The sequence below is a fragment of the Chryseobacterium taklimakanense genome, from assembly GCF_900187185.1.
Lineage (GTDB): Bacteria > Bacteroidota > Bacteroidia > Flavobacteriales > Weeksellaceae > Planobacterium > Planobacterium taklimakanense.
The window spans coordinates 608608-630505 of the sequence record NZ_LT906465.1 but is presented as its reverse complement, the minus strand read 5'-3'; the positions used below and the strand labels follow the sequence as shown (position 1 = coordinate 630505).

The window sequence follows — 21898 nt, the reverse complement described above, 5'->3', positions numbered from 1 at the left end:
AAATTTAAAGGAAAGCCCGAACTTTGCCTTAACAAACAACAGGACAATGAAAAACAACTTTTTACTGCTGCTGATTTTCCTTTCGGGGTTTTTCTTTTCTCAGGAATATAAGCCGGATATTTTGGGAAACGGTTTTGAGCAGAAAACATTGAATTTCCCCAACGATTACGAAGGAAAAGTTACCGCAACTATCATCCGCAAAAAAGCGGAAAGTCCGACCCATAAGGCAGTGCTGTATATTCACGGGTTTAACGATTATTTCTTTCAGGCGGAAATGGCTGAAAAATTCAATGAAAAAGGGTTTGACTTTTATGCTTTGGATTTAAGAAAATATGGACGTTCGTATCTGCCGCATCAAACTTTTAATAATGTCAGAAATCTGGACGAATACAATGCCGAAATCGATGAAGCTTTAAAAATCATTGCTGCTGAAAATCATAACAGAATTCTGTTGGCAGGGCACTCAACCGGCGGCTTGATTACGACACGGTATATGAAATATCACACTGGAAATCCGAACATTACCGGACTTTGGGTGAACAGTCCGTTTTATGATTTCAATATGGGGTTTCTGGCAAAAAAAATTGGAGTTCCCATCATCAGCGGTTTGGGAAAATATTATCCTGACACGAAAATTGGCGGTGGATTTTCCACTTTCTACGGTGAAAGCCTGCATAAAGATTTTAAGGGCGAATGGAATTATGATTTAAAACTGAAACCCAATGCCAACGGGAAAGTGAATTTTGGCTTTATCCGTGCGATTCACCGCGCACAGAAAGACATCCGCAACGCAGAACTAAAGGTTCCGGTATTGGTGATGCATTCTGAAAAATCGGGCTATCCAAAAGTCTGGAATGAGGAAGTGACTTCTACCGATATCATCCTGAACGTGAAGGATATTCATAAAAATGCTGAAAATTTTAAGGGGAATGTCACGATAATTCCCGTAAAAGGCGGCATTCACGATTTGGTGCTTTCCAAAAAACCGGTGCGCGAAAAAGTGTATGACGAACTTTTCAGTTGGCTACAAAAGATTGATTTTTAATAGTTTATTTTTTAATGTTTAGTTTGTGAATAATGCCTCATTTTTTGGGGCATTATTTTTATTTTTGCACAAACTGAATCCTGATGACTTTTCCCGAAATGCTTGCCACCTACATCACCATCGACGATGATATCCGCAGTTTTCTGAACACCCAGACCGAAAAAATATCTGTGAAAAAAGGAACCGTTATCAGCGATCAGAACACTTTAAACCGCAAGGTGTATTTTGTAGAAAAAGGGCTTCTGCGCTCGTTTTATTTTGAAAAAGGAAAAGACATCACCACCAATTTTTACCCCGAAAACAGCATTCTCGCCAATAAAGACACCATTTTTGAGAAAATTCCGGCGCGGCATTCCATTGAAGCCATAGAAGACAGTGAGATTGTCTTTTTCCGTTACTCGAAAATGGAAGAGCTCTGCGAAACTTCGCTCACCATAGCCAATTTCAGCCGCCGTGTTTTGGGACTTCTGATGACGAATATGGAAAGGCGCATCAATTCCTTGCAGTATATGACGGCAAAGGAAAAATATATTCAGCTTTTAGAAGATAATTCTGATATACTTTTGCGTGCGCCGCTTGGGATGATAGCTTCCTATCTTGGCATATCTCAGGAAACTTTGAGTAGGATCAGAAGTGAAGTTTAGAAAAGTTATCAAAGTACAGACAGGGATGCTGATTGAGTGGCGGTGCGAAAAAAAGTTCAGCGTTTTGTAAAGATTTTATGCTTGCGTCTGAAAAACGGCTAAGTGACTAAAAAAAATGTATATTTACAACACAGACCATGAAGCAATGCCGTCTCTGCGGCTGTTGGCTGCGGTGCGTGCTTTGTTGTTAATTGCTTTCTGAACAGGTTTGCAACCTTTACAGCCTTAAAACGGTTGTGTTTATCTGGTAGTTTTTAAACGCAAAACAGATCAGTAATTTTAAGTGTAACGGAATAAATGTATAACTGGAATATATGAGCAGGGGATTTGTGAAAGAAGGTGATCAGGAGGAAATTCCGCTGATTCCGCCGCGTGCCGATTTACCGCCCGGTACGGTAAACTTCGTTACAGAAATCGGATACGCTCAGTTACTCGCCGAACGTGATCAAATGATTCACGAGCGCGACAATACCTTGATTTCGGACGAGAATGAAAATCGCATTACCGTAAATTTAATCAATGCGAAACTGCAACTGTTACTCGATCGAATTTCGTCTGCGAAAATTGTTAACCTTGCCAAACAACCCAAAAATATAGTGAAGTTCGGTGCTGAAGTGTATTTTACGGTTGATTCCGATCCCAAAATCCAGCATTATCAGATCGTCGGCGTTGATGAGGCAAATGTTGCAGAAGGAAAAATAGCGTTTACCTCTCCGATTGCGAAAATCTTTATGGACAGAAAGGTAGGTGATCGCGTGACATTGAAATTGGGAAAAGCGGAAAAGCAGTTTGAAATTGTGTCGATAAAATACTGATGGATTTGTGAAGTTTTGAAAAAACGGATGAAACCCACGAGCAAAAAAAAGAGACCTTTCTGGAAGTCTCTTTTGTTTTTTTAAAATTTTTTACGGTAAACGCGGAATGTTGAAAACTAACGAAGATTCCGTTTAATATGAGTTTATCTCAACCCTTTATTATTTATCATGTTTTGATAACTTTTCAATTCATTGGTGGCTGTTCAAGGCTAACAAAACTTTGGTTATAAGGCGGTATTTTATGTTTTAATTTTTCAATTAATAATTTAATTTTGTTTTTATTCTCAATTAATTTTTTGCCTGTTGTACTTGCTTTCCTGACATTTCCAATATTTGGAATCTTTAATTTTCCCTGCGACAGTGAATACATCCAAATTAAGTCTATAACGTTCATAAAGAGATTTATCCGATAGAATAAAGAAGGATTTTCTGTTTCAAACCCCATTTTTTCTAACGTACGGTTATTAAAAAAATAGGATGTCCCAACAATATTTACAGTTTCAGGTATATTCTTTTTCTCTATTAATTGGATAATATTCAACAAGCCTTCTAAATGATATTTTAATATCCTGTTTCTAAATTCAATTCCGGGTTTATGATGGGTCATTACCATTAAATAATCAAAACTGGTCCCATTATGCAAGTCTATTTGTTTGTCAGTAGCATTGTAGCCCAGAAGCATCGGAGAATAATACCTGTAAATGCCTGTTAGTGTGCAAAATGGTGTAAAGGCAAATTGCGCAACAGGAATGTAGATCATAAAAAATAAGTAATACAGTGGTTGATTACTTGCTTTTATTATGATTATAAACATTGGAAGCAGCGCACCCAATAATAATGTTATGGCAATTATCCATTGAAATATAAGTTTTTGCCTATAAAATTTATTCATACGAGGTGATTTTTTAAAATGTCGCCAAACTTTTGAAGTTTTATGGTCGGGTGGGAAACCGAAACACAAAAAGCCGGTTTTATTACTAAAGTTCAATTGAAAACTGGCGTTGATTTTTGCGCTTAACCCCGCCTGACGTAAAACCCTTATTCCATTAAACCTCCGATAGCTTTATTATTAACATATATGACTTACTGTTGTAAAGTTAATTAAAATAAAGTATGAAAACGACACAAAAAAAGAGACCTTTCTACAAGTCTCTTTAATCTTCTTAAAAAATTTTTTAGGATAAAACCGGAAGGTTGAAAATGCTCCCAAGCTTCCCTACATAAGGAGTTTTAATGTTGGAATTGCAAGTTAAAGGAAACACTAATTATTGGTCACCGATAATTTCACTTCAATATTATTTCTCGTGGCATTAGAATAAGGGCAAATCTGATGCGCTTTTTTTGTAAGTTCCTGTGCTTCTTCCAGGGAAACCCCCGGGATATTTACATCGAGTTCCACGGCAAGCCCGAATCCGCCGTTTTCAATTTGGCCTATGCTTACTTTGGCTGTTACGGTGGTTTCACCGGTTTCGGTTTTAGACAGCATAATGACTCTGTTCAGGGCGCTGTCAAAACAGGCGGAATAACCTGCCGCAAAAAGCATTTCCGGGTTTGCGAAATCATCATTCGCGCCGCCCAGTGCTTTTGGCATTCGTACTGCCAAATCTATAACGCCATTATCGCTTTTCACCTGGCCGTTTCTGCCACCCTTTGCGGTGACACTGGTTGTGTACATTGGTTTCATAAGTTACTTTTTTAAATTATTGATTAATTGGGTTAGGGTCTCTTTAAAATTTTCGAGATCTTCAATTTTAATATTGATCTGCGAAAGAAGTTTTTGCGGAATGCTGCACGCCTGCTGTCTCAAATCTTTACCCTGTTCGGTGAGGAACAGCAGCACCATTCTTTCATCGTTCTTGTTTCTGACTCTGGTGATTAAGCCTTTGCTTTCCAGTCTTTTAAGAACAGGAGTCAAAGTGCCGCTGTCCAGAAAAAGTTTTTCACCGATAGCGGATACTGCCAGGCCTTCCTGTTCCCACAGCACCATCATCACGAGGTATTGTGGATAGGTTAAATCCAGTTCCTCCAGAATAGGCCTGTACAGTCCCGTAATTTCCTTGGAAAGAACGTAGAGCGGAAAGCAGATCTGTTGATCAAGTTTTAAAGATTCCGATTTTTCCATCATTTGCAGGGTAAGTTCATTTATTGCGAAATAACGAATTCCTCCATTGGGACTCTTACTTTTTTCATATTGGAAAGCCAGTCTCTTTCTTCGTCTCGGTAGCCAAGATAAAGCAAACTTACACTTTTTAAGCCCATTTCGCGCAGACCTAAAATTTCATCCACCACTTCATTGCTGAAACCTTCGGCTGGGGTGCTGTCGATTTTCAGTTCGGCAGCCTGAGCCATTGCCAGAGCAAGAGCAATATAGGTTTGGCGCGCTGTATGTGCAAAATGCTGATCTGCAGTTTGCGCTCCGTACATTTTTTTCAACTGATCGGTATAGCTCCCGAATCTTCCTCTTGGCAATTCTCTCACATCGGTGTGATAATCATAAACTTTGTCAATTTTTTCCTCGGAATAGCTGTCCCAGGCTGCAAAAACTAAGACATGTGAACAATCTCTCATTACTTCCGGATTTAGAGCGCCTGCCACCATTTTTTCCTTTAGTTCCTGGTTCTCCACAGAAATAATTCGGAAGGGTTGAAGTCCGGATGAAGTTGGAGCCAGCCTGGCCGCTTCTAAGATGCGGTTTAAATCTTCCTTTGCAACTTTTTTGGTTGGGTCATACGCCTTTACAGCGTGTCTCCACTGTAGATTTTCTAATAATGACATTGATATTGTATTTTAAATTAGTGAAATATTTTTTTAAACTTTTATAGTCTAAAAAATTGTTTGGCAAATGTACCACCAATTTAAATTGCGAACAATATAATTGTGAAAAACTTAAATTAGATAGAATCTATCCGGTCAATGCAATGCTGAATAGTTTTTAACAATTTATATATTTGTGAGATCACAAAATAAAAGAGCGTCAATCAAAACCAGTTTCGCCATCGGCTCTGCTTTCGGATAATCGTCAGCTCACGCATTGTTTCGCTTGAAAACCTGGATTAGGTTTAGAAGTGAGGTTTTAAATTATTATTAATGAAATCAGAAATAAAATTCAGAAAGGCAACTCAGGACGACGCCGATATAATCTGGAAAATTCTCCAGCAGGCCATCGAAAGACGCAGGCGGGACGGCTCCCTACAGTGGCAGAACGGTTATCCAAATCCCGAAACTGTAAACTCAGACATTCAAAAGCAAATCGGCTATGTCCTGACCGAAAATGACCGTGTTGTCGCCTACTGTGCCGTGCTGTTGAACGATGAGCCGGCTTATGAAAATATTGAGGGTAAATGGCTTTCGGACGGCGATTTCAATGTGGTGCACCGCGTAGCAGTCTCTGATGAGGTTGCCGGAAAAGGTTACGCCACAGAGATTTTCCGAAGGATTGAAGATTTCTCCCGCCAAAACGGAATTTTCAGCGTAAAAGTGGACACGAACTTTGATAACGCAGCCATGCTTCACATCCTTAAAAAACTGGGCTATACTTATTGCGGTGAAGTTTATCTGTCAGGCGGTGTAAGGAAAGCTTTCGAGAAACTTATTTAATCATAAAATTTAAAAACCATATGCTTGAGAATCTTACATTTTACCTGATCCTGGTGATCATCATCGTTTTGCTGGTGATGCTTGCCAAAAAAATACGGGTTGCATATCCGGTTTTGCTGGTCGTGGCCGGTTTGGGCATCAGTTTTATTCCCGGCACGCCTACGATTCATATAGAACCTGAACTGATATTTTTTATTTTTCTGCCGCCGCTTTTGTATGAAGCTGCCTGGGCGGCTTCGTGGAAAGAACTGTGGCGCTGGCGCAGGATTGTGGTCAGTTTTGCTTTTGTGGTGGTGTTTTTTACCTCTTTGGTTGTAGCTTTTGTCGCCAATCATTTCATTCCTGGATTTTCGCTGGCGCTCGGTTTTCTTTTGGGTGGAATAGTTTCGCCGCCGGATGCCGTGAGCGCCGGAGCGATTTTGAAATTTGTAAAAATTCCGAAACGGTATTCCTCTATTCTTGAAGGTGAAAGTTTGCTGAACGATGCTTCATCACTGATTATTTTCCGCTTTGCAATGATTGCCGTTGCCACGGGACAATTCATCTGGCAGGAAGCTGCCCTGAGTTTCGTGTGGATGTGTATCGGTGGTGCCGGAATCGGAATCCTTCTGGGGATTTTCTTTATGAAGATGCACCGCCTGTTGCCCACTGATGCCAATATCGATGTCGTGCTCACGCTCGTGGCACCGTTCTTCATGTATCTGGTAGCGGAAGAGCTTCACGCGTCCGGTGTTCTGGCTGTAGTTTCCGGTGGTTTGTTGCTTTCCAACAGAAGTCATTCGTTTCTGGCTACTTCATCGCGTTTAGGGACGCTAAATGTCTGGAGCAGTTTGGTTTTTTTGCTGAATGGAATTGTTTTTATGATGATTGGGCTCGACCTTCCGCAGATTGTTTCAGGGCTTGAAACAGACTTGTCCACAGCATTCGGTTATGGCGTTTTGATTACCGTTATTCTGATGTTAACAAGAATCGTTGCGGCTTATGGCGCCGTATTCATCACGATGATTATGCGTAATTTCATCACGGTTGCCGACCGACAAAATCCAGGCTGGAAAGCACCTGCATTAATCGGTTGGACCGGAATGCGCGGCGTGGTTTCGCTGGCTGCCGCACTTTCTATTCCGCTGACTTTGCAGGATGGAACGCCCTTTCCCCACAGGAACTTGATATTATTCATCACTTTCGTGGTCATTCTGCTCACTTTGGTGGTTCAGGGTTTAACGCTGCCTTTTCTCATCAAAAAATTCAAAATTCAGGATCCTGATTTTACCCGATCTGAAAAGGAAATCGATTATGAAATCCGGAACGAGCTTGCAAAAATAGGGGTGAAGAGAATCCGGGACACCCATTTCGACAAACTTGAAAAATTCCCGGCGTTACAGGATCAGTTGCAAACCTGGGAAAACCGTGTGAACAGTTCGGAAGTTATTCTGAATTTTCCGGAATACCGTGAAATTTACCTGGATATCATCAACCAGCAGCGCGAATGGCTGATCTCCAAAAACCGTGAAGAACTTCTGCTGGATGAAGAAATTGTACGTAAACATTTAAAAATGCTAGACTTACAGGAGGAAAAACTGGCCATGCAGTAAAATTTTTAAAACAGTGCACTTTGTTGACGTGGAGAGTTATTCTTTTCTGATGAAAGATATTTCACCTGATTTTTTCTTAAAGGATAATTAACTTTAATTTAAAAATCAATTCATTTGGCAGCCGTAGCTTTGATAAGGTGAAAGGCGCAATGAAAAAGGCTATATTTCTCATACTTACCACGCTTTTATGGTCCTGTTCCAAAGACCGGAACTCTATCAAAATAAAGGGCTCCGATACCGAGGTTAACCTTGCCGTCGAACTGGCGGAAAAATTTTATTCCCAGAACAGCAATTTCAGCCTGGCAGTTTCCGGTGGTGGCTCCGGTTTGGGAATCGCTTCGCTGTACAATGGGCAGGCCGATATCGCGAATTCGTCGCGTCCGCTTTCCGATGATGAGAAAAGTATGTTTCGGGAAAAAGGCATTAAACTTATCACAAATGTTTTTGCGGAAGATGCCACTGCGATCGTCGTAAATCCTCAGGTTCCGGTGGATGAAATTGATGTTCCTACACTTTCAAAAATCTTCAGCGGCGAAATCACCAACTGGAAATCACTCACCGGAAACGACCTGCCCATCAATATTTACGGCAGGCAAAGCAATTCCGGTACACATTCTTTTGTTCAGAAAAAGCTTAAAATAAAATTCTCGCAAAAAGCCAAGGAAATGAACGGCAATGCCCAAATTATGGAGGGCATAAAAGCCGATGCGTCCGGCATAGGGTATGTGGGCGCAGGTTACCTTCTGAATGAAGACCAAAAAAACATGAAAGTAAAAGCCCTGAAAATTTCTGAAGAAAAAGGCGCAACTGCAATCTCACCGCTGGATCACGAAGCAATAAAAGCGAAAAAATATTTCTTCCAGAGGCCGCTTTACCAGTTCATCCCAGAAAAATCCTGGGAGGCAGCCAAACCGTTCATCGATTTTGAAAAAACGGAAACCGGTAAGGAAATCATCAGAAATTCAGGTTACTATGTTGTGGATTAATGCTTTGAAAAAATGAACGCAGTAACGAACAGAGAAAAGAAAGACATCATCTTCAAATGGCTTTTCCGGATTACGGGATTGCTGGTTATTGCCGTGTTGGGCGGTATTTTTTTAATGCTGGTTTATAATTCAGTCGCTTTCTTTACACGGCAGTCGCCGCTAGATTTTATCTCGGGTTCGCAATGGAATCCCTCTTATGGGGAATACGGAATCTTGCCATTAATCGTTTCCACCACGCTGGTTACCCTCGGTGCGATGCTCATCGCCATTCCTTTGGGTCTAGGTACTGCAACTTTTCTTTCTGAATACTGCCCGCCAAAACTGAAAGCGGTCTTAAAACCGGCCATTGAGATGCTGGCCGCGGTTCCTTCTGTAGCCATCGGGTTTTTGGGAATTGTTTTGCTGGGTCCCGGAATCGCTGATGTTACCAACCAAAGTAACGGTTTGAACGCGATTAATGGGGCCATTCTTCTGGCGATTATGGCTTTGCCGACGATCATTACTGTAAGTGAGGACGCCATCAATGCCGTGCCGCAAACCTACCGCGAAGCCAGCCTGGGAATTGGTGCCGACCGATGGGAAACCGTGAGGAAAATCGTAATTCCTGCCGCAGCTCCCGGAATTATTGCTGCTGTAATGCTCGGCGTTGGACGCGCCATTGGGGAAACGATGACGGTCTTAATGGCCACAGGTAATGCCGCCGCCTTCCCGAAAGGTTTCTTCGACAGTGTGAGGACGATCACGGCAACCATCGCTATCGAAATGGGTGAGGTTCCCTACAATACCACCCATTATTATGCGCTTTATGCGATTGCAGCGGTGCTGTTTTTTATGACTTTAATTGTGAATCTGCTTGGCGAATTTTTTGTCAACAGGTTCAGAAAATTCCAGGCGATGTGATGATGAAGGGGCTGAACAAATATTTTGAGTGGTTCGTCTTACTGCTTTGCACGGCGATCGTCCTTCTGTTTTTAGGAATCATTATTTTTGATATTGTCGTGAAAGGTTCGGGCGCTTTCAGTTGGGATTTTATTTCCACATCACCAAAGAAAGCAATGACTGAAGGCGGAATTCTGCCTGCAATTATCGGCACGGTGATTCTTACACTTTTAACCGCACTGTTTTGTATTCCGTTTGGGGTGGCCTGCGCAATTTATCTGAATGAATATGCCAAGGAAAATTACCTTACCAAAACCATCCGCGCATCCATCAGGAATCTGTCGGGAATTCCGTCGATCATTTACGGGCTTTTCGGACTCGCGCTTTTTGTTCAGGGACTGAATTTGGGAACATCGATGCTTTCCGCTGGGCTCACGTTGGGCTTGCTTTCTTTGCCCTACATCATCACTACCACGGAAGAGGCTTTGAGAAGGATTCCAAATTCTACGCGCGAAGCCGCAATGGGTGTTGGTGCAACACAGTTTGAAAGTATAAAGGATGTCGTGCTTCCTTCAGCACTGCCGGGAATTTTAACGGGCGTTGTCCTTACGCTTTCCCGGGCGGCCGGAGAAACTGCACCTATTCTTTTCACCGGAGTTGCATTTTTCATCACCGGAAAAACCGGAAATGTGAACCAGGAATTTATGGCGCTGCCGTATCATTTATATATGCTTTCCACCCAGCATCAGGCAATTGAGCAGGTGAGGCCTCTGGCATACGGAACGGCATTGGTGTTGATTATGGTCGTTTTTCTTTTAAGTTTAACGGCTTTTTATATCAGATATAAATACTCTAAAAATGGAAAATAATATAAAACTTTCAGGCCACAGCGTGAACCTTTGGTTTGGCCAAAAACATGTCCTGAAAAACTGTAATATCGATTTCGAGAAGAACAGAGTTACAGCCCTGATCGGCCCTTCCGGTTGTGGAAAATCTACGTTGCTGAGATGCTTCAACCGTATGCATGACCTGAATACAGAAGCCAAAGTGGAAGGTGATTTCCGTTTGGATAATGAAGATATTTATGACCGCAGAACATCTGTTACCCAAATCAGGAAAAAAATCGGAATGGTGTTCCAGAAAGCAAACCCATTCCCGAAAAGCATTTACGAAAACATCAATTACGGCCTTAAAATCAATAATTTTCCGGTGCGGGACCGCGCAAAGATTATCGAAAAATCTTTAAAGGAAAGTTATATCTGGGATGAGGTGAAAGACGACTTGAAAAAACCTGCAACAAGGCTTTCCGGTGGGCAGCAGCAGCGTCTGTGTATTGCGAGAACAGTTGCTTTAAGGCCTGATGTCATTCTGATGGATGAGCCGTGTTCCGCGCTGGATCCTATTTCCACAAAAAAAGTAGAAGAACTGATCCACGAACTTAAAAAAGATTATACCATCGTCATCGTAACCCACAATATGCAGCAGGCGCAGCGTGTGGCCGATAAAACCTGTTTTATGTACCTGGGGGAAGTCATCGAATTTGGTGACACAGCGCAGATTTTCAGTAATCCTCAGCATGAGCTCACACAGAAGTATATCAGGGGTGCCTTCGGTTAAGGTCAGAGAAAAAATTAGTTTTATCTATCAGTGAAATGGTTCGTTTTTTTACGAACCATTTTTTTATATTTGTAACAAATTGTTTTACCATGGCGTCTAATAATATAAATATCGACGAAAACATCTTCAGAGATTTGCAGCGGTTTTACGGAAGTATTTTTAACCTCCCGCCGCTTGCCGCCAAGATTTATGCTTATTTAAAGTTTGATTTTGAAAAGAAGGGACTGACGTTTGAGGATTTAGTGGAAGTATTTTCAGCGAGCAAAAGTTCAGTTTCAGAAAATATTAATCTTCTCCTGAAACATAATTTGATTGAAAATTCTGAATCTTATAACGAAAGAAAAAGACATTTCATCATCAACGGAGATTACGTTAAAATAAGGTTTCAGGAAATCGTGGAAAAAATGGAGTCAGAAATCGATATTCTCGACAGGCTGCACAGTTACCGGAACAGCCCCGACGAAAGCCTGAACGAAAAATACAGCATATACCGCTTGCTTTTAACTAAAAATATTGAAAACATACAGGATTCATTAAAAAAACTATACAATGAAGAATAAACTGTTAATAATCGGCATCACCGCCTTATCTCTCGCAGCCTGCAAAAAGAAGGAAGAGAAAAAGCAGGACGGCCCCAAAACGGTTGCCACGGTGAAGGTGGAAACCCGCAATGTTATGGGCTATACTGAATTTCCTGCAAGTATTGAGGGGCGCGTGAACAATGAGGTGCGTGCAAAAATTCAGGGATATATCACCCAGGTTTTGGTGGATGAAGGGCAATATGTCTCGAAGGGACAGCCGCTTTTCAGGCTCGAAACCAATGTCCTCAGCGAGAGCGCTTCTGCAGCCCGAGCCGGAATTGGTGCAGCCCGTTCCAGTGTTTCAGCTGCTGAAGCCAATGTAAAGGCAGCACAGGCTGCAGTGAACGCTGCTCAGGTAGAAGTGAACAAGCTTCGCCCGCTGGTTGAAAAGAATATCATCAGCAACGTTCAGCTGCAAACCGAAGAAGCGAACCTTTCCAGAGCGCAGGCACAGATGTCTCAGGCAATTGCAGCCAGACAGCAGGCAACTGCGGGAGTATCGCAGGCGCAGGCAAATTATCAGGGCGTGCAGGCCAATGTGAATTACTCCGTCATCCGTGCGCCGATTTCCGGGGTTGTGGGTAAAATAAACCTTAGAACCGGAAGTTTGGTTGGCCCCGGCGATCCCACCCCGATTACTACAGTATCCGATACGGGTGAACTTTACGCCTATTTTTCGATGAATGAAAAGGAGTATCTGGACTTCCTTAAAAACTCTTACGGCGCTACCGTTCCGGAGAAGCTGAGAAATATGCCGATGGTAGAACTGGTAATGGCCAATGGTGATGTTTATCCTGAAAAGGGAAGGATCCAGGCAGTGACCGGACAGATTGATCCGTCCACAGGAACAATACAGTTCAGGGTCTCTTTGCCCAATCCGCAAAAATTGCTGAGTAACGGAAACACGGGGAAAATACGTGTTCCAAAGATGTACGACAGCACTTTGGTCATTCCGGAAAGTGCTACCTACGAACAGCAGGGCTTGGTTTATGCCTTCAAGGTTGAGAAGGATACGGCAAAAAATACAGTGATCCAGGTGATTGACCGCGTGAACAATATGGTTCTGGTAAAGGATGGTTTAAAGAAAGGTGAAACTGTCGTGGCGCAGGGCGTGGGAACCTTAAAGGATAAAACTGCTGTAAAGGCTGAACCAAAAAACTTCGACGAAATCGTAGGCGCCATCAAACCAATTTTTGAAGAGTAAAGAACTTCAACATCAATTTATAGGATTATGATCAAAAAATTAATAGACCGGCCGGTACTGGCTTCTGTAATTTCCATTATTATAGTGATTTTGGGGATTCTGGGGCTTTATGCGCTGCCGGTTACCCAATATCCAGACATTGCACCGCCAACGGTTCGGGTTTCGGCGAATTATCCCGGTGCCAATGCGCAAACGGTGATGAACTCCGTAGTGATCCCAATCGAGGAACAGGTCAACGGTGTGGAAGGTATGGACTATATTTCTTCTTCCGCCGGAAACAATGGATCGGCGAGTGTTACCGTCTTTTTCAAACAGGGTGTAGACCCGGATTTGGCAGCGGTGAATGTACAGAATGCGGTACAGAGGGCGATGCCTTTGCTCCCGGCTGAGGTTACCAGGTCGGGTGTTACATCCTCTAAGCAGAATTCCAGTGCCCTGATGTTCCTTTCTTTTTATACCGATAATCCTCAGTATAACGAAGTTTGGCTTCAGAATTACTTAAATATCAACGTCATTCCTGAAATCAGAAGGATCAATGGCGTTGGTGATGCTTCAGCATTTGGCGGGAAAAACTATTCCATGAGAATATGGCTTGATCCCGCAAAAATGGCAAGCTACGGCCTGGAACCTTCGGAAGTTGGGGCCGCCATCAATGAACAGTCTCGTGAAGCAGCTGCCGGACAGTTGGGTGAAAACAGCGGACAGTCGTTTCAGTACGTCATAAATTATAAGGGAAAACTGAGCGAAGTTCAGGATTACGAAAATATCATCATCCGTTCGTTGGGTGGCGGACAGTTTCTCCGGCTGAAAGATGTTGCGAGAATTGACCTGGATGCGCAGTCATACGGCGGAATCGGGGAGAACAACGGCCGCCGCTCCATCAGTATGGGGATTTTTCAGACGCCGGGTTCCAATGCACAGGAAATCATCAGGGAAGTAAAAATAAAACTGGAAGAAGCTCAAAAATCAATGCCGGCAGGTATCGGTTATACCATAAACTTTGATACCAATGAATTTCTGGAAGCCTCCATTGGAAAGGTAATCACAACACTTTTGGAAGCTTTTGTACTGGTGTTTTTGGTGGTGTTTATCTTTCTTCAGGATTTCCGCTCTACGCTGATTCCGGCGATTGCTGTACCGGTTTCCATTATCGGGACATTCTTTTTCCTTAACCTTTTGGGATATTCGATTAATCTTTTGACGCTTTTTGCCTTGGTACTCGCAATCGGTATTGTGGTGGATGATGCCATTGTGGTGGTGGAAGCGGTTCACGCCAAAATCGAAAACGGAGTACATGACAGCAAAAAAGCAACCGTGGAAGCGATGGATGAGATTACCACGGCGATTATTTCAATTACTTTGGTGATGGCAGCGGTATTCATTCCGGTAACCTTTTTATCCGGTCCGGCAGGTGTTTTCTATCAGCAGTTCGGGATCACGCTCATTATTGCGATCCTTATTTCTGCAGTGAATGCCTTGACTTTAAGTCCGGTGCTCTGTTCAATTTTTTTAAAATCACATTCAAAACAAAATAAAGAATATGAACAGATGAATTTTATGGACAAGATGTTCTATAAATTCAATGCTGCATTCAAAGCGGGAACACAGCGCTACGGCAGGTCATTCACTTATCTTTTGAGACATAAATGGATTACTTTACTGATTTTTGTGGCAGGAACGCTGACATTTTGGTGGGCCAATTCTACCATGAAAACCGGCTTCATCCCGAAAGAAGACCGGGGAATTATCTTTACAGATGTTCTTTTACCACCCGGTGCATCGATGGAAAGAACTTATAATGTGCTGAAAGAACTTCAGGAAGAAGCACGAAAAGTGCCCGGCGTACAAAACGTAACATTTACGGCGAGCCGTGGTTTTATGTCGGGCAACGGTTCCAATGTGGGGCAGGCCTTCGTAAGATTAAAACCTTTCAAGGAGCGTTATGGTGAAAAAGATCAGGACGATGCCGCGATCACAAAAAAACTGTTCGGCATTGCCTCTAAATTTCCGGATGCCAAGATTGTATTCTTTGCACCGCCGAGTGTGAGAGGTTTCGGTTCAAGTGACGGGTTTTCTGCAGTACTTCTGGACAGGGCGGGAGACGAGCTCGACCAGATGAGCAAGGTTTCGCAGGATTTTGTAGGCGCTTTGATGAAAAGGCCTGAAATCCAGTTTGCATCCGCATCATTTAATACCAATTATCCGCAGTATGAAATGGTGATTGATGTGGCAAAGGCCAAAGATGTCGGCGTTTCTGTAACCAATATTCTCGCGGCGATGCAGGGGTATGTTGGTGGAATATATTCTTCTGACTTTACAAAATACGGGAAGCAGTACCGTGTGATGATCCAGTCGCTGCCGGATGACCGGAAAAACGTACAGGGCCTGTCTAAATTCTACGTGCGTTCGGCTTCGGGGGAGATGTCGCCGGTTTCCCAGTTCGTGACGATGAAACGCACTTTCGGGCCACAGGCGATTGAAAGATACAACCTCTTTACGGCAGTAAATATTTCAGGGTCATCAAATCCGGGATTTTCAACCGGGGATGCAATTAAAGCGGTGCAGGAAACTGCTGCCGACAGCCTCCCTGCAGGTTATTCTGTAGAAATGACCGGACTTTCAAAAGAAGAAATGAAGGCTGGTGCCCAAACCGGTATTATCTTCCTGTTGAGTTTTATTTTCGTGTATTTCATTCTGGCGGCGCAGTATGAGAGCTTTGTATTGCCGCTTTCGGTGATGCTTTCTCTGCCGCTGGGTGTGATTGGCGCTTATTTCGGTCAAAGTATTTTTGGTCTGGAAAACAATATCTATTTCCAGATTGCGATTGTAATGCTCATCGGGCTATTGGCTAAAAATGCCATCCTGATCGTGGAATTTGCCATTCAGAGAAGGATTCACGGGGAAAGTATCGCGATGAGTGCCATCAATGCCGCTAAAGCAAGGTTGAGGCCGATCCTGATGACTTCCTTCGCGTTTATTTTCGGGATGCTGCCGCTGGTATTTTCCTCAGGTATAGGACAGGTTGGTAACCGCTCTATAGGTACCGGCGCTGCTGCAGGCCTGCTGATCGGAACGTTCTTCGGGTTGCTCGTGATTCCGGTACTTTACGTCATTTTCCAGAGCATTCAGGAGAAAATAAAACCTGTAACGGCAAAGGAAATAAATCTAAATGAATAACTGCAAACAGTCTGAACAATCCTTAGACTTAAAATTTTAAAATGAAAAACCTCTTTAAAATAAAATTCATTATTCCGGTAGTTCTCCCGGTGGTTCTTTCCTCCTGTGTGGCGCATCACAAGTATGAACGCCCTGCCGATATCGTGGATGAAAGGCTTTACAGAACGGATATGATTCAGCAGGACAGCGCTGGTCTGGGCGACTTATCCTGGAGAGAGATTTTTACGGATGCCGTTCTTCAAAATCATATTTCCGAAGCTTTGAACAATAATCTGGATATCCGGATCGCACTGCAGAACATCATCAGTGCGGAAGCTTATCTGAAACAGAGTAAAGCGGCGTATTTCCCAACGGTTTCTGTTGGCCCGGCTTACACATTTAATACCCCGTCTTTGAATACCCAAAGCGGACAAATTGTTGGTGACAGGCGTTACCTGAACAGTTTTGAACTGTCGGGTGATTTTTCCTGGGAAGCAGACATCTGGGGGAAACTTTCAGCCCAGGAACGCGCGCAGATGGCTTCATACCTTGGAACCACTGCCGCGCATAAAGCCGTGAAAAGTGATCTTGTGGCCGCGGTGGCTTCTGCCTATTATCAGTTGCTGACTTATGACGAGCAAAAAAGAATCATCTCAGAAACCATTAAAATCCGGAATAAAAACCTTGAGACGACCAAAGCGCTGAAAGAGGCCGGAACTGTTACCGAAGTCGCCGTGCAGCAAAGTGAGGCACTGGTTCACAATGCGGAATCGCTGCTGATCAACATCGATACCCAGCTCGAACTTCTGGAAAATGCCATCAGCCTGCTGAAAGGAAAACCTTCTGCGAAGGTGGAAAGAACAACGCTGGCACAGCAAAGAATCCCGGAAAATACCGATTTGGGATTTGCGGCAAAGCTGCTCTCCAACCGTGCTGATGTGATGCAGGCAGAATACAGCCTGATGAATGCCTTTGAACTGACCAACGCTGCAAAAGCCTCATTTTACCCAAATTTAAGAATCACTGGCAGCGGCGGAATTTTAAGCGGTGACATTGATAAACTGTTCAGCGCGAATTCGCTGTTTGCGACGGTTATTGGAAGCCTTACGCAACCCATTTTGAACAAAAGACAGATCAGAACACAGTATGAGGTTAGCCTGGCCACTCAGGAACGCGCTTATTTGAATTTCAGGAAAACGGTACTCACGGCAGGAAAGGAAGTTTCTGATGCTTTGAGGGTTTACACGGCGCAGGACAGATTTATCGAATTGAAACAAAAAGAACTTGACAATTATCAAAAGTCGGTGGAATATTCCCAGCAGCTGGTAAATTATGGTATGGCAAATTACCTTGAAGTGCTGAATGCCTCTGTAAACCAGCTGAATGCTGAACTGAACATCTCCAATGCGAGGCTTGCCAAGATGCAGGCTGGTGTGGAACTTTACCGAGCGCTGGGCGGCGGCTGGAAATAATTTTTGCAGTTTTTCAATAATGTTGTATTATTGCAAACTGTTAAGGGGGATTGGCGCAGTTGGCTAGCGCGTTTGACTGGCAGTCAAAAGGTCACGGGTTCGAATCCCGTATTCTCCACTAAAGCCTCAACTAAAACCATCTGTTTCAGGTGGTTTTTTGTTTTTCTTGAAGTTTTCTTCCCCACCACCTCCCCACACTTAAGGACATGCTAAAAAATATCAACATTTTAAGGAGTAAAAAGTGCCTTTAGTTTCCTATCATTCTTCTTAAAATTTAAGACGCAGGGGGTACGTCTAATTTCGGTTGAAAGACAGGGGAGTGTAATCTATATAGGTTACCTTTCTATCTATTTAGACTACTTTTAAGTTCTTCGATTTCTTTCTTCAGCAAAGTATAAACATCTTTAGCAGTAAACTCATCTTTTTTCAGATTGGTAAGTTCCTCCGTGTTAATGCTGCAAGCTAACTCCCATACTTCAATTATCTCTGACCTGCTGATAGTGAATGGCTCGTATAATTCATTATCAGTAATAACATTAATAATTTTGGCTGAACTATTCTGAAAACTCTTATAAGTCATCCCTTTCTTGGTAATGAACAAATAGCATTTTCCTATCTTTAAATCGTCAAGAGATTCAACATATTTACCGACTATATAAGTTCCATCAGTATAAGGCGGCATTGAATCACCTTCAACTGGAAAAGCTCTGAGGGTTCCATTTCTCAGGAACGGCAACGAAATTGTTTGAAGACTCTCTATGTATTCGGGGTCTGAGTAACTAGTCAAGTATCCCATCGAAGCTTTGTGTAGTATAATCTCAATCTTATTATCACCTTTGGAATCCACTGTATTGGAAGCACAATTCTATTATCGGGTAAAGCCAATATTTTATCCAAGGGATATTTCCTTACATCAACAGTTATTAACAAATCCACACTGACTTTATAAAACTTTGACATTTTAACCAATATATCCAAAGCAGGCTCGTTGGCTTCGTCTTCATATTCGCATAGCGACCTCGTGTGATTTTTAAGTTATCGGCTACCAATTGTTAAGCTTCCAGTTGACCTCTCAAATACCTGATGTTATCTGAAAAAATTGACATTGCTATAATTTAGATATGCCTATGATAAAGAAAAAGCCCTGGAAGTACAAAGGAATATCAAGGAAGATGTCAGCATGAATTGGAGAGCACCTTATCCTCAGGAACACGAAATTGGGTTGCCAAGACAAAAAATAAAATAAAATAATATTCTTACTTTTATAGAAATTCAAAAAACTTATTACATGGAAGAATATGACCACATACTAGTTGAGAGTTTCATAACGCATGAAAGGGGAAAGCACGGATTAGTACATATAAGACCTTTGCCAAATCAGGAACCGTATACTACAGACATGTACGTACAATGCTCTAAAACAATGTCCAATGATTTTCCTGTCGGCACGAAGTTCAGAATAAAGGCGAAAATTATTTATCCCGAAAATAAAAAACCATTTGTGTCAACACATTATACTTGGAAATATGAAGTATTAAAAGATTAAGTTTATATGTGCAACTATATCTCACTATTATCTGAAGCCCAGGAGCTCGAAGAATATTTTGGAGCTGAGTATGTGGGCGAGCCTTACCACCGAGAAATTCGAATTAATGGCTTTGCAACTCCAAGAGTACCTATAATTTTGGATGAAGATACTTCCCACATCGTTCCTGCCGAATGAGGGTTTTTAGCTCCATGGAGTAAAGACAGGAGCTTTCAGAAGAAAACTTTAAATGCACGTATTGAAACAGCTGACGAAAAACCAACCCATAAAAATTCTACAAGTAATAGATGCCTAATTTTAGTCAATGGCTTTCATGAGTGGCAGTGGCAGGATTATAAGGGAAAAGTTAAGCATCAATATTTAATCAATATCAAAGACCAGCCGATTTTTTTCTATTGGTGGGTTTTATAATCGTTGGACTAAACCCTGAAACCAATAAGGAGATAAACACTGTAACAATTGTCGCCACGGAAGCCAATGAGTTGATGGCTGAGATTCATAATACGAAACATAGAATGCCTATCCTTTTGAATAAACAAAACCAATTCAGATGGCTGGATGATATTCCACTGGAAGAATTTGCTTTTCCGAATTATGACCCTGTTCTGGATGCAAACAACTTTATTTTAGGATTTACGCATTGCGCAAAATGGATATTTTTACATAAAAAAATTTTATAAAATACCGTATATAAGCGTTTACAATCGGATATAATGCTAAACTACTGTAGTTTACATTTGTTTTGTATGTTGAGTAGTATTGCGTATATTTGAGTGTTATCGGCAATTTCAGAAAAACAGCGTCAATGAAAGAAAAATTTTACATTTTAACATTTATTTTATTTTATTCAAATTTGATTTTTGGACAAAAAGCAAAACTGAATATCTCAATTGATGACAGAATAGAGACACTTTATTCAGTTGCCTATTTTGATAATTACTTTTTAGTCAACAAACACGCAAATATTTATAAAAATACTCTTGACCAAAAGTTAGCATCTTTGAAAAATCATCGTGCAGTCGCATTATTTGATACAATTTCTAAAAAATATAATTTTTCATATTATAGACCTATTGAATGGACACTTCAATATTCAGACTTTCCAAAATTTGAAAAAATTAAAACCAAATCAGATGCCGAAGATGAAAGTATCACAAAAGGAAAAGAATATTTACTTGAAGAGTTTAGAAATGAATTAATCAAATTTAATCAGGACAGTCTATTTCAAAATTATTTAAAAGCCATCAAACCAATTAATGAAAAAATAATCAATAAAATTTTACAATCTAAAACAATCAGATATTTGCCTGATTATTTAGAAGATTATTACGGAACAAAACTTTCTTCATACAATCTTATTCTAGCGCCATTAGTTCATACGGGAGGTTTTAACGCTGAAATTACTAATCAGAAAGGAGAAAAAGAAGTTTATGCTGTCATTGGTCCGAATGGAGAAATTGATTTTTATCCGCATTTTGACAATGATTATTTAGAAACAGATATGATTTTGCACGAATTTGGACATTCATTCGTTAATCCGCTGTCTAAAAAATATGAAAAAGAAATTGAAAATTTACGAACTAAATACTATGACAAAAAACTTGAAAAAAGTGGCAAACAACAAGGATATAGTCAATGGAAATATGTTTTTAATGAAATTTTGCTTCGTGCTATCGTCATAAATATTAGCCGTTCAAAATTTGGAAACGAAAAAGCGGATAAACTTCTTGAATTTGAGAAAAGTGTCGGATTTGAATTAGTTGAAACAGTATCAAAAAAACTAAATACTTACGAAACTAAAAGAAAAAAATATAAAAAATTTGAGGAATTTTATCCTGTTTTACTAAATGAATTGAAATAAAGAAACTGCCGATAACATAGTATTTGCAAAAGGCGGGGTTGAATATATAATAGAAAAACCCGATACATTTAGTCGCAACTTGCTTTTCATATTGTATTTTTTTGTAATTTAACAATCTGAAAAAGCAATTTGCTTCGTTCAGGCGAAATTGAACTTGCAGTTAAATTTAGCCCGCCCTTCGCAAATACTTTTTCCGTTATCTGCAATCTTCTCAAAACCGCGTATAAAATTGACAATGAAGTTATTCCAATTTTTAAATAAAAAAAATGAAGAAAAATTTAAGTGTATTTGTTGCGGAAAAATTTATGATGAAATTCCATTAACTTTTGGAAGTGATTATCCAAATTATTACTACTCTATTCCTGAAAATGAAATTTCTGAACGAGTTGAATATCAAAAAAGTTTATGCATAATTGATGAACATTTTTTTCACAGAGTAAGAATTGAAATTCCAATAATCAATTACAAAGAAAATCTGAATTTTGACATTTGGACTTCAATAAGTGAAGAAAATTTCATAAAGAGAAATGAAGATTGGGAAAATGCAAATCGAATAAATAATGAATCATATTTTGGTTGGTTACAAAATGAAATCCCAACTTATAAGAATACATTAAATCTTAAAACAATTTCTAAAGAAAACGAACCTGGAATTATTCCAAATGCAAAAATTCTAGAGGAAAATAATCAGCTTCAAGTTGACCAACAAAATGGAATAACTCTTGAAAAAGCGATTGAAATTGCTCAAAAAATTCTAAAAATACAACATAACTAAAAAAGACTGCAGATAACATAGTATTGGCAAAAGACGGGGTGAATATTGTCTTTGAGAATTCAGTTAACAAAATTCGCAAAAATGCTTTTCATATTTCTTTTTTCAGTAATTTAGAAATCTGAAAAAGC

At 40.9% G+C, this 21898-nt stretch carries 24 protein-coding genes and 1 tRNA gene; 20 read left to right on the top strand and 5 right to left on the bottom strand.

Annotated features, from left to right (window positions below; all coding sequences use genetic code 11):
* Positions 1 to 46 precede the first annotated feature (46 nt).
* The 3 genes from CKV81_RS03130 to CKV81_RS03120 all read left to right on the top strand — a co-directional run bounded on the left by CKV81_RS03130 (position 47) and on the right by CKV81_RS03120 (position 2504).
* Positions 47 to 1045: an alpha/beta hydrolase gene (locus tag CKV81_RS03130; protein WP_095074186.1), complete on the top strand. Its 999-nt coding sequence runs from the start codon at positions 47 to 49 to the stop codon at positions 1043 to 1045.
* Between the two features lie 83 nt (positions 1046 to 1128).
* Complete coding sequence (locus CKV81_RS03125) at positions 1129 to 1689, top strand: Crp/Fnr family transcriptional regulator (protein WP_095070316.1); 561 nt, start codon at positions 1129 to 1131, stop codon at positions 1687 to 1689.
* A gap of 314 nt (positions 1690 to 2003) precedes the next feature.
* Positions 2004 to 2504 (top strand): GreA/GreB family elongation factor, encoded by a 501-nt coding sequence (locus tag CKV81_RS03120; RefSeq protein ID WP_095070314.1) that lies wholly within the window; start codon positions 2004 to 2006, stop codon positions 2502 to 2504.
* 184 nt (positions 2505 to 2688) lie between these two features.
* Here the strand turns inward: CKV81_RS03120 and CKV81_RS03115 are convergent, their stop codons facing one another.
* The 4 genes from CKV81_RS03115 to CKV81_RS03100 all read right to left on the bottom strand — a co-directional run bounded on the left by CKV81_RS03115 (position 2689) and on the right by CKV81_RS03100 (position 5279).
* Positions 2689 to 3396 carry a hypothetical protein gene (locus CKV81_RS03115; RefSeq protein ID WP_095070312.1) on the bottom strand — a complete coding sequence of 236 codons (708 nt, stop codon included), beginning with the start codon at positions 3394 to 3396 and terminating at the stop codon, positions 2689 to 2691.
* 369 nt (positions 3397 to 3765) lie between these two features.
* Entirely contained in the window at positions 3766 to 4188 is a 423-nt protein-coding gene (locus CKV81_RS03110; RefSeq protein WP_095070311.1) for an organic hydroperoxide resistance protein, read from the bottom strand.
* Between the two features lie 3 nt (positions 4189 to 4191).
* On the bottom strand, positions 4192 to 4629 hold the full coding sequence (locus CKV81_RS03105) for a MarR family winged helix-turn-helix transcriptional regulator (protein WP_309300022.1): 438 nt from the start codon (positions 4627 to 4629) through the stop codon (positions 4192 to 4194).
* Between the two features lie 17 nt (positions 4630 to 4646).
* Entirely contained in the window at positions 4647 to 5279 is a 633-nt protein-coding gene (locus CKV81_RS03100) for a nitroreductase family protein (RefSeq protein WP_095070309.1), read from the bottom strand.
* 312 nt (positions 5280 to 5591) lie between these two features.
* Between CKV81_RS03100 and CKV81_RS03095 the strand changes: the two genes are divergently transcribed.
* The 11 genes from CKV81_RS03095 (at position 5592) to CKV81_RS03045 (ending at position 17706) form a co-directional block, all read left to right on the top strand.
* Entirely contained in the window at positions 5592 to 6101 is a 510-nt protein-coding gene (locus CKV81_RS03095; protein ID WP_095070307.1) for a GNAT family N-acetyltransferase, read from the top strand.
* A gap of 20 nt (positions 6102 to 6121) precedes the next feature.
* Complete coding sequence (locus CKV81_RS03090) at positions 6122 to 7693, top strand: Na+/H+ antiporter (protein ID WP_095070306.1); 1572 nt, start codon at positions 6122 to 6124, stop codon at positions 7691 to 7693.
* A 149-nt stretch (positions 7694 to 7842) separates the two neighbouring features.
* Positions 7843 to 8679: a PstS family phosphate ABC transporter substrate-binding protein gene (locus CKV81_RS03085; protein WP_095070304.1), complete on the top strand. Its 837-nt coding sequence runs from the start codon at positions 7843 to 7845 to the stop codon at positions 8677 to 8679.
* A gap of 12 nt (positions 8680 to 8691) precedes the next feature.
* Positions 8692 to 9579 carry a phosphate ABC transporter permease subunit PstC gene (gene pstC, locus CKV81_RS03080; protein ID WP_095070303.1) on the top strand — a complete coding sequence of 296 codons (888 nt, stop codon included), beginning with the start codon at positions 8692 to 8694 and terminating at the stop codon, positions 9577 to 9579.
* Positions 9579 to 10427, top strand: coding sequence for a phosphate ABC transporter permease PstA (gene pstA, locus CKV81_RS03075; protein WP_095070302.1), 849 nt, complete (start codon positions 9579 to 9581; stop codon positions 10425 to 10427). Before pstC ends, pstA begins: the two co-directional genes overlap by 1 nt.
* Positions 10417 to 11175, top strand: coding sequence for a phosphate ABC transporter ATP-binding protein PstB (gene pstB, locus CKV81_RS03070; RefSeq protein ID WP_095070301.1), 759 nt, complete (start codon positions 10417 to 10419; stop codon positions 11173 to 11175). The genes pstA and pstB overlap by 11 nt, the downstream gene beginning before the upstream one ends.
* Positions 11176 to 11264: 89 nt before the next feature.
* Positions 11265 to 11735 carry a GbsR/MarR family transcriptional regulator gene (locus tag CKV81_RS03065; protein WP_095070299.1) on the top strand — a complete coding sequence of 157 codons (471 nt, stop codon included), beginning with the start codon at positions 11265 to 11267 and terminating at the stop codon, positions 11733 to 11735.
* Positions 11725 to 12960 carry an efflux RND transporter periplasmic adaptor subunit gene (locus CKV81_RS03060; RefSeq protein ID WP_095070298.1) on the top strand — a complete coding sequence of 412 codons (1236 nt, stop codon included), beginning with the start codon at positions 11725 to 11727 and terminating at the stop codon, positions 12958 to 12960. Before CKV81_RS03065 ends, CKV81_RS03060 begins: the two co-directional genes overlap by 11 nt.
* Before the next feature lie 27 nt (positions 12961 to 12987).
* A complete protein-coding gene (locus tag CKV81_RS03055) occupies positions 12988 to 16137 on the top strand; it encodes an efflux RND transporter permease subunit (protein ID WP_095070296.1) in 3150 nt (1049 codons plus the stop codon).
* 41 nt (positions 16138 to 16178) lie between these two features.
* Positions 16179 to 17588 (top strand): efflux transporter outer membrane subunit, encoded by a 1410-nt coding sequence (locus tag CKV81_RS03050; RefSeq protein ID WP_095070294.1) that lies wholly within the window; start codon positions 16179 to 16181, stop codon positions 17586 to 17588.
* 44 nt (positions 17589 to 17632) lie between these two features.
* Positions 17633 to 17706: transfer RNA gene (locus CKV81_RS03045), tRNA-Ala, on the top strand.
* 225 nt (positions 17707 to 17931) lie between these two features.
* On the opposite strand, the gene CKV81_RS13645 is transcribed toward CKV81_RS03045, so the two are convergent.
* The gene (locus CKV81_RS13645; RefSeq protein ID WP_309300021.1) at positions 17932 to 18384 is read right to left on the bottom strand and encodes a S24 family peptidase; all 453 of its coding nucleotides are present in this window, start codon (positions 18382 to 18384) and stop codon (positions 17932 to 17934) included.
* A 492-nt stretch (positions 18385 to 18876) separates the two neighbouring features.
* On the opposite strand from CKV81_RS13645, the gene CKV81_RS13490 reads away from it, so the two are divergent.
* From CKV81_RS13490 to CKV81_RS03015, 6 genes are all read left to right on the top strand, one after another.
* The gene (locus CKV81_RS13490) at positions 18877 to 19134 is read left to right on the top strand and encodes a hypothetical protein (protein ID WP_095070291.1); all 258 of its coding nucleotides are present in this window, start codon (positions 18877 to 18879) and stop codon (positions 19132 to 19134) included.
* 6 nt (positions 19135 to 19140) lie between these two features.
* Positions 19141 to 19311 (top strand): SOS response-associated peptidase family protein, encoded by a 171-nt coding sequence (locus CKV81_RS13295; RefSeq protein ID WP_157727355.1) that lies wholly within the window; start codon positions 19141 to 19143, stop codon positions 19309 to 19311.
* A 60-nt stretch (positions 19312 to 19371) separates the two neighbouring features.
* The gene (locus CKV81_RS13680; protein ID WP_407641681.1) at positions 19372 to 19545 is read left to right on the top strand and encodes an SOS response-associated peptidase family protein; all 174 of its coding nucleotides are present in this window, start codon (positions 19372 to 19374) and stop codon (positions 19543 to 19545) included.
* Complete coding sequence (locus CKV81_RS03025) at positions 19533 to 19814, top strand: SOS response-associated peptidase family protein (protein ID WP_157727354.1); 282 nt, start codon at positions 19533 to 19535, stop codon at positions 19812 to 19814. Before CKV81_RS13680 ends, CKV81_RS03025 begins: the two co-directional genes overlap by 13 nt.
* Before the next feature lie 125 nt (positions 19815 to 19939).
* On the top strand, positions 19940 to 20995 hold the full coding sequence (locus CKV81_RS03020; protein WP_157727353.1) for a DUF4932 domain-containing protein: 1056 nt from the start codon (positions 19940 to 19942) through the stop codon (positions 20993 to 20995).
* A gap of 235 nt (positions 20996 to 21230) precedes the next feature.
* Positions 21231 to 21770 carry a DUF2199 domain-containing protein gene (locus CKV81_RS03015; protein WP_095070285.1) on the top strand — a complete coding sequence of 180 codons (540 nt, stop codon included), beginning with the start codon at positions 21231 to 21233 and terminating at the stop codon, positions 21768 to 21770.
* Positions 21771 to 21898 lie beyond the last annotated feature (128 nt).